6 protein-coding genes are annotated in these 7,044 nt (G+C 69.0%); 1 reads left to right on the top strand and 5 read right to left on the bottom strand.

Annotated elements, in window-relative coordinates:
* Both CHC08_RS40870 and CHC08_RS40865 read right to left on the bottom strand, forming a co-directional pair.
* A partial coding sequence (locus CHC08_RS40870; protein WP_143653558.1) for a hypothetical protein occupies positions 1 to 378 on the bottom strand: 378 nt, incomplete at its 3' end.
* Positions 375 to 1,361 carry a PASTA domain-containing protein gene (locus tag CHC08_RS40865; RefSeq protein ID WP_143653557.1) on the bottom strand — a complete coding sequence of 329 codons (987 nt, stop codon included), beginning with the start codon at positions 1,359 to 1,361 and terminating at the stop codon, positions 375 to 377. The genes CHC08_RS40870 and CHC08_RS40865, both read right to left, overlap by 4 nt.
* Before the next feature lie 370 nt (positions 1,362 to 1,731).
* Between CHC08_RS40865 and CHC08_RS40860 the strand changes: the two genes are divergently transcribed.
* A complete protein-coding gene (locus CHC08_RS40860) occupies positions 1,732 to 2,634 on the top strand; it encodes a LysR family transcriptional regulator (protein WP_089212762.1) in 903 nt (300 codons plus the stop codon).
* Between the two features lie 275 nt (positions 2,635 to 2,909).
* Here CHC08_RS40860 and CHC08_RS40855 read toward each other — a convergent pair whose 3' ends face one another.
* The 3 genes from CHC08_RS40855 to CHC08_RS40845 all read right to left on the bottom strand — a co-directional run bounded on the left by CHC08_RS40855 (position 2,910) and on the right by CHC08_RS40845 (position 6,891).
* On the bottom strand, positions 2,910 to 4,361 hold the full coding sequence (locus tag CHC08_RS40855; protein ID WP_089212761.1) for an FAD-binding oxidoreductase: 1,452 nt from the start codon (positions 4,359 to 4,361) through the stop codon (positions 2,910 to 2,912).
* A gap of 344 nt (positions 4,362 to 4,705) precedes the next feature.
* Complete coding sequence (locus CHC08_RS40850; protein WP_089212760.1) at positions 4,706 to 6,160, bottom strand: NADH-quinone oxidoreductase subunit NuoF family protein; 1,455 nt, start codon at positions 6,158 to 6,160, stop codon at positions 4,706 to 4,708.
* Positions 6,157 to 6,891, bottom strand: coding sequence for a hypothetical protein (locus tag CHC08_RS40845; RefSeq protein ID WP_089212759.1), 735 nt, complete (start codon positions 6,889 to 6,891; stop codon positions 6,157 to 6,159). Before CHC08_RS40845 ends, CHC08_RS40850 begins: the two co-directional genes overlap by 4 nt.
* Between the last annotated feature and the right edge of the window lie 153 nt (positions 6,892 to 7,044).

The raw sequence follows: 7,044 nt of genomic DNA, 5'->3' as shown, positions 1-7,044 counted from the left end.
GTGCTGGCCGTCGATGAACACCTCGACGTACGGGGCGTGACTGGATGTGATCTTGTGTTCGACCAGGCGGACCAACTGCGTGCTACCCGGATCCTCGACCGTGCTTTGGGCGGCCAGGCGCAGCTCACGGTACTTCGACCAGCCGCCGAGCAGGCACGTGCCCAGATCCAGGCCGCTCAGCAGTTCGCTTCCCGCCCGTGCGACGTTGCCGTTGAGCGCGTCCCTGAAGGCGGTGTCGGCGCGCCGGGCGCCGTCTTCGACCGTCTCCAGCATCCGCTGCGCGTCGATGGCCTCGCCCAGGGCCTTTACGGCGTAGCGGGGATCGCCGAAGAGCAGCAGATCGGCCGTGCTCGGATCGGTTTCGATGGACACTGTCACGTGAGGACCTCTCTGATCTCCTGACGACCGGGGTCGGCGTGCGGCTCGACGCGGATGCCCGGTGAGCTCACCGAGCCGCTGCCGTGAATTTCCACCCGGGGCGTGAGGTCGGGGTGGGGGACGCAGCGGATCGCGAAAGTGCGGGGTCTGCTCTGCCGAATCTGCTGGCGGGAGCGGCGACGGCGGATCAGCAGCAGACCGGTGAGTGCCGCCCCACCGGCGAGGGCCACCCCGCCTGTCAGGCCCAGCCCCCCATCGGGGCTAGGTGTCTGTGGGGTATCCGGCGGCGCTTTGAGCCACACCCTCACGCTGGTGTTTCTGGTGACCTTTCTGTCTTTTGGTGGGTCTTGGCGGGCGATCTTGCCCACGCGAGGAGAGTCTGGATGCAGCTGCAACTTCAGGCCCACGGCGGCGAGCTTCTTCTTGGCGCTCGCCTGGCTGAGGCCCTTCAGCTGCGGCACGACCACCTTGGGCGACGGCCGTGGGGGAGTCGGGGTCTCGGGGTCGGGCGTCAGCGACACCAGAGGCGAAGAGGTGACCGGTGCCATCGCCTCAAGGTCCACCCTCGTGCCGTAGGGAACGACCTTTTCCGCGCCGGGTTCCTGATGCACGACCGTCCAGTCGAGGCCTGCCTCGGCCGAGAGGACCCTGGAGGCCAGATCGAGCCCCTCGAGCTCTTCGGTGGCCTGCTGGAGAGTGAGCTCGGCCAGATCAGGCAGGCGGACGCCGTGTTTGAGCGTGACCTGGTCGCAATTTCCTGAAACGCTGATCGCGAAGGGCGGCGGCATGCCTGGAATATCAACAGGGTCCAGCTTGATGTGGATGCCCCGGGCGCGGAGCAGCTGCTGAGCTTCCTCAAGAGACAGTCCCATCACCTCCGGCAGCGAGCAGCCGGTGCCGTCCGGGGGTTCTTCCACAGTGGGTGACGGGGAAGAGATGAACGCTGCCAGTGACATCACGAGAATGAGAAACGGGCGAACCATCTTCCACCTCACGGGTCAATCGGTGACACCGGTATTCAGGGGCTTGGTCCTGCGGGGATACAGGACGGTAGGGTCAGTCGATGGACGGCGATCACGCGAATGTTGTTCGTCTCGGCATGATCTCTCCTTGGTAATTTGGGTGTTGGGGCGGGAATCTGCAAACATGGCGGTCCTGTACGCGAGCAGGTCTGGATTGCCGTACTGGTGGCTTCGTTCTACGCGCATCGTTGGAACGTGACATCCCCTTCGTTCCAATGAGGAACCGGGTCTTGACAACTGCCGGAGACTTAAAGCAGCGACCACTGATTGACGTCCCTGACTTCGGCGTCGTGGGTCGGTTGCCCGGCTCATTCACACCGCAGGGGTGCGTATGGATCTGGATCTCGGTTTGGTCGCTAATTTTTTGGTGTTAGTGCAGGAACGGCATTACGGGCGGGCGGCCGTGCGGCTGCATTTGACCTCATCGGCGTTGACCAAGCGCATCCACCGTCTGGAAGGACAACTGGGGGTCGCTCTCGTTGAGCGGGACCCTGCGGGGGTGTTTTCGGTGACCTCCGCGGGCCGGCGGTTCGCGATCGCCGCCGGGCCTTTGATCGCTCAAGCTAGCGCTGCTCGCGACAGTGCCCGGGCCACCCCTGCCCGCTGCACGCTGCGGGTTGGTATCCCCGCCGGCCTCGGCGCGATCCTAAGCCACACCGATATGACCGGCATCGCAAAAGAGGTCCGCCTCAGCTTCCCCGAGGCCCGACTGGTGCGCCAAGACATCCCCTTCCCCGCACTCACCGGCTGCCTACCCGAGCATCGGGTGGACGTCTTATGGACCATGGCGCCCGTGCGACATCCCGCCGTGGACTCCTACCCCCTGGCCACCAGTGCGCGCATCGGCGTGGTCGGAGCCCGGAATCCCCTCGCCGAGGCGAAGACGATGACCGTGGAGGACTTCAGCGAGCACCCCATCCTGTACAACCCGGCCGTCGCCGACGAGTGGATGAACCAGTTTTGGCTCGGGGATGTGCGGCCCCGCCGCGAGGCGCACCTGATCGAGATCGACGCCGGGAGCCTCACCCGCCTCCTGCGCCAAACCGCCGAGAGCACCGCCGTGATAGCCACCTTCGCGGAGATTGCTCCGCTCCTGGGCTCCGACTTGCGGGCGGTGACGCTGACCGGCGCCGCCCCGGTGCTCTTCCATATCGCATGCCGGCGCACCGACCGGCGTGGCGCCGTTCACGCCCTTGTGAAAGCTTTCCAAGCCCTCGGCACCCGCCCGCTGTAGGGGTGCCGTTAAGAAACGTGTCGCCGACCCCGAATGGCAACCTCTTCGCAGGTCGGGCAGAGCTGCCTTACGCAGAGACATCAACTTGCTGGAAGGTGACGTTCCCGTGAGTTGTCAGCCACTCAGGTAAATCGGACATTCTCGCCCGCGCCGGGGCCCCCGGTGGCCTCGGGTGCCGGGCGTTCACCCCCACCCGGTGCCGCCCACGCCCCGGACACCAGTCCACGATCGTCGGCCGCTATCCGTCCCGAGCCACAGGTCCTCGAAGAGGGAATTCAGATTCCCTGAGGGAGGCGGAACAGGCGGCCGGGGTCGCGGGCGGCTTTGATCTGGGAGAGGCGGGCGGCGTTCGCGCCGTAGTAGGCCGTGCGCCAGCCGCTGAGTTCGGAGTCGATGTAGTTCACGTAGGCGTGGTCGCCGAAGTGGGGGCGCATCGCGGTGTGCGCCTTCTTGGCCCAGGCCGCGGCTCCGGCGCGGTGGGCGTAGTACTGCACGCTGTAGAGGGCGGCCCGGTGCGGGAAGGCCGTGGCCTCGGGGCGGACCCGGCCGACGGCGCCACCGAGGGCGTCCAGGAGCACGGTGTGGTTGCCGGGACGGGCGACCTCGGCGACCAGGGCCTTGGCGCCGGCCTCTGAGAGCGGGCGGTAGGCCATGTGCGACTTGGCGCGGGAGTCGTCCCTGGACAGCTTGCCGCCGCGGGCCTGTCCCGGCAGGGATCCGGGCTGGTGGCACTGGGCGACCGAGAGCGTGGAGCAGCCGGCCATGACCATCATCGCGTGGCTGTAGGAGGTCTGCCGCACGGAGGAGGAAGAGGTCGCGCCGATCGCGTCCGCCAGCCGGTCGAGCAGCTTCTCGCAGGCCGCCCTGCCACCGAGGTAGAGCCCGACGATCTCCACGTCCAGCCCGTTCTCACGGCTCAGGTGCATGCCGGACCACATCGCGTCCGGGGTCGTGGGCGACCACGCCTGCCAGGCACGCAGGGCCTTGGCGGCCTTCGCCCACGGCCAGTGCAGGAAGAAGGTCGTGACCTCCCGCGTGGGGTGGGTCCGGAAGCCGAAGGAGACCGCCACGCCGAGGTTGCCCCCGCCGCCGCCGCGCGAGGCCCAGTACAGGTCGGGGTTGTGGTCGGCGTCGCAGGTCAGCAGCCGGCCGTCGGCCGTGACCATCTGGACCGACTCCATCACGTCGCAGGTCAGACCGTACTTCCTGGACACCACGCCGATCCCGCCGCCCAGCGCCAGCCCGCTCATCCCCACCGTGGCACAGGTCCCGGCGGGGATGCTGACCCCGCTCGCGGCCAGCCTGTCGTAGACGTCGACGAGCTTGGCTCCGGCCCCGACGGTCGCCCGGCCCGACGCGTGGCTCACCTTGCTCATCCGGGAGACGTCGACGACCAGGCCGGTCCCGGTGGACCAGCCCGCGTAGGAGTGCCCGCCGGAGCGTACGGCCAGCGGCACGTTCATCCGGCGGGCGAAGTTCACGCACTCGGCCACGTCGGAGGGGTTGGCGCAGTAGGCCACACCCGCGGGGCGCACTCCGTCGAAGGCGGGGTTGAACAGCCGGCGGGCGCTGTCGTAGGTGGCATCGCCCGGACGGATGAGCTTGCCGTCCAGCCCTCGTCCCAGCGCGTTCCAGTCCGGTGCACCGGGGGCGGTCGTCGCGCCCAGGCTCAGGGCGGCCATGCCGCCGATCCGAAGGAACGTGCGTCTGTCCGGAACGGTCCGCATATTTTTCTCCCGAGGGTCAGGTGTCGCTGCCCGTTGAGACGATCGGCAGGCTGCTTTGGTTGGTCACAGTCGCGTCACTTCGAGGGGTGAGCGTCCTGACCGCTTCCGAGGAGTGGGCGTTCTGACTGCGTTCGAGGGGTGAGCCTCCTGACCGCTTCCGAGGGGTGAGCGTCCTGACCGCTTCCGAGGGGTGAGTGTTCTGACCGCGTTCGAGGGTGGGCGTTCCGACGGTGGACGCCAAGAATCCGGCTGACGGTCCGCGGCGTCTCCGGGGCGGGAATTCACCCGTTCTTGGAGACGGCCCGAGACTCACCAACCGGCCGGTTCAACTGATCATGGTCGAGTCACCCCGTGGCGACTCGCAGGGCCAGGGCGGGGCACATCTCGACGGTTCTGCGGGCCATCCGGCGAAACTGGTTGGGGATGGCGTCGCGGCTGAGCACCGGGTAGCCGTGCTCGTCGAGGTGGATGAGGTCGGGGGCGAGCTTGGCGCACAGGCCGTGTCCCTGGCACCGGGTCCAGTCCACGGTCAGCCGTACCTCGGGGTCGTTCTCCTGCGGGGGCAGGGGAAGCACGCCCTTGACGGGACGGCCGCACGTGCCGTTGAGGATGTGCTCCTCGATGTCGTCGGGGAAGGCGCCCAGCGCCGACAGCACGAACCTGGACGTCCCGTCGGGGTGGAAGCAGGCGCCCCTTCCCTTGACCCCGGCGGCCCTGTGACGCAGCTCGTCCAGGGCGGCGGCCGACCCGTTCACGATCTCGGACATCGACCGCGCGATGTCCGGGAGCCCGAGCCTGCATGGCCCGCACTGCCCCGACGACTGCTCGGCCAGATATTTCGCGACCCTGGTCGTCTCACCCAGCGGGCAGGTCTCCGTGCCGAGCGGCACGATGATGCCGGCTCCGAGCTGCCCGCCCGCGTCGGTGATGCCCTGCCGGGAGACGGTCGCCACGACGGCGGCGTCCGGGTGGAGCCACCCGCCGTGATACCCGCCGAGCAGCACGCCCTCGCCGAGCGAGGCCTGGCACGCGTCCAGCACGGCGTACAGCGGCGTGCCGGTCGCGACCTCCACCACGGCCGGGGCCTTGGCGGACCCTCCCACGGTGAGCAGGACCGTCCCGGGCTCGCGGGCCGTGCCGACGTCGGCGTAGCGCTCGGCGCCCAGGGTGGCGAGTACGGCGAGCTGGGCGAAGGTCTCGGCGTTGGACAGCAGAGTGGGAAGCCCGTTCACCCCGCTCTCGACGGCCCGGACCTTGCGGCCCGGGGGCTCGCCCACGAGTCCGTTCACCGACCGGACCAGCGCGCCGCCCTCGCCGGAGATGAACCGTTCGACGATGCCGACCACGCGGACCCGGTCGCCGACGCCCCGCTCCTCGACCGCGGCGGCGACCGAGGACTCGCCCATCCCGCCCTTGACGGTCGCGATCACGACCTGCTTGGCGTTGATGGCGCCCGCCGCGAGCAACGCGCCCTCGATCACCAGGTGGGGGGTCCGGGTGAGCAGCATCGTGTCCTTGCTGCTCGCCGGTTCGCCCTCAGCCGCGTTGACGAGGACGACCTTCTCCGCACGCTTGTCCATCACGGCGCGGAGCTTGCGGGCGAAGGGGAACGCCGCGCCGCCCCGGCCCCGGAGGTCCACCTCGTCGGCCAGTGCCGCGAGTTCCTCCGCGCTCATGCTCGCCGCCGTGCCGTGCATGGCCCGGTGTGCGGCGAGATCCATCCTGCGGCAGTCCTCAAGCCCGGCGGTCAGCCGAGCCGGTCCCAGTTGCCGCACGGGGGGGACACGATAGGGAATCATCCAACGCCTCCGATCCGGTGAAGCTCGGGCGGATCCTCGCGCACCTGGCGGGGGATGCGGCCGACGATGCTGAGGGGTGGTGCGACATCCGCGGCGACGGGCTGTTCCACCGGCGCCTCGATGTGTACGACGACGTTCCTGGGCTGGAGAGCGGAGATCATCCTGATCAGCAGGGCGGCACCCACGGCGGTCAGGCAGACCACGTAGCTCCAGGTCACCCACTCGGCGGGCTGACGGCCCGCGGTGAGCCCGTGCAGGATGGACATCGGCCACGCCAGGTAGGCGGAGCCGTGCAGGAGCCTCCAGAGCCACGGCCTGCGGTTCGCCGCGAAGCTCGCCCTGGCGATCCCGGTCGCGAAGACCAGGAGCATCAGGTCGGAGGCGATCGCGCCGAAGCCGACGTAGAGGCCCGGACCGGCGGTCGCCGTCGGGACCACGGCGGCGGCGGGGGAGGCCCTGTCTTCCACGATCTTCATGAGCACGTGGGTGGCGATGAAGCCCACGCCCACCATCGCGGCGGCCCGGTGGGCGAACTGGGTACGGATCCTCCCCAGGGCGGGAAGGACGACACGATCCGCGGAGAGCAGCCCGAGCGCCACGGTGATGGTCAGCGCGACGAGGGCCACCACGCCCGCGAAGAACGAGAGAACTCCACGGACGGCCGCGGCCATGTCCATGCCTACCGGCGTGCGGGCCAGCATGAGCAGGGCGACCACGGAAACCGTGGTCACGACGCCGAAGGCGATCCGAGCGGGCCTCTGATCGAGGCTGGTTCCGTCCTCTGACCGGGTATGACGTGGAGTCCGTCGGTTACCCACTGACGCCTCCTTTCTGGATTTTCTGCGAATCGGCTCGATGACGTGTGCGGGTTGAGAGCGAGGTGC

The sequence above is a fragment of the Streptosporangium subroseum genome, from assembly GCF_900188345.1.
Lineage (GTDB): Bacteria > Actinomycetota > Actinomycetes > Streptosporangiales > Streptosporangiaceae > Streptosporangium > Streptosporangium subroseum.
This window is presented reverse-complemented; position numbering and strand designations above follow the sequence as displayed.

What these genes read in the sequence shown, in the direction of transcription:
- CHC08_RS40865 (WP_143653557.1), bottom strand. Translation starts at nt 1,361, where the DNA reads ATGGTTCGCCCGTTTCTCATTCTCGTGATGTCACTGGCAGCGTTCATC.
- CHC08_RS40860 (WP_089212762.1), top strand. Translation starts at nt 1,732, where the DNA reads ATGGATCTGGATCTCGGTTTGGTCGCTAATTTTTTGGTGTTAGTGCAG.
- CHC08_RS40855 (WP_089212761.1), bottom strand. Translation starts at nt 4,361, where the DNA reads ATGCGGACCGTTCCGGACAGACGCACGTTCCTTCGGATCGGCGGCATG.
- CHC08_RS40850 (WP_089212760.1), bottom strand. Translation starts at nt 6,160, where the DNA reads ATGATTCCCTATCGTGTCCCCCCCGTGCGGCAACTGGGACCGGCTCGG.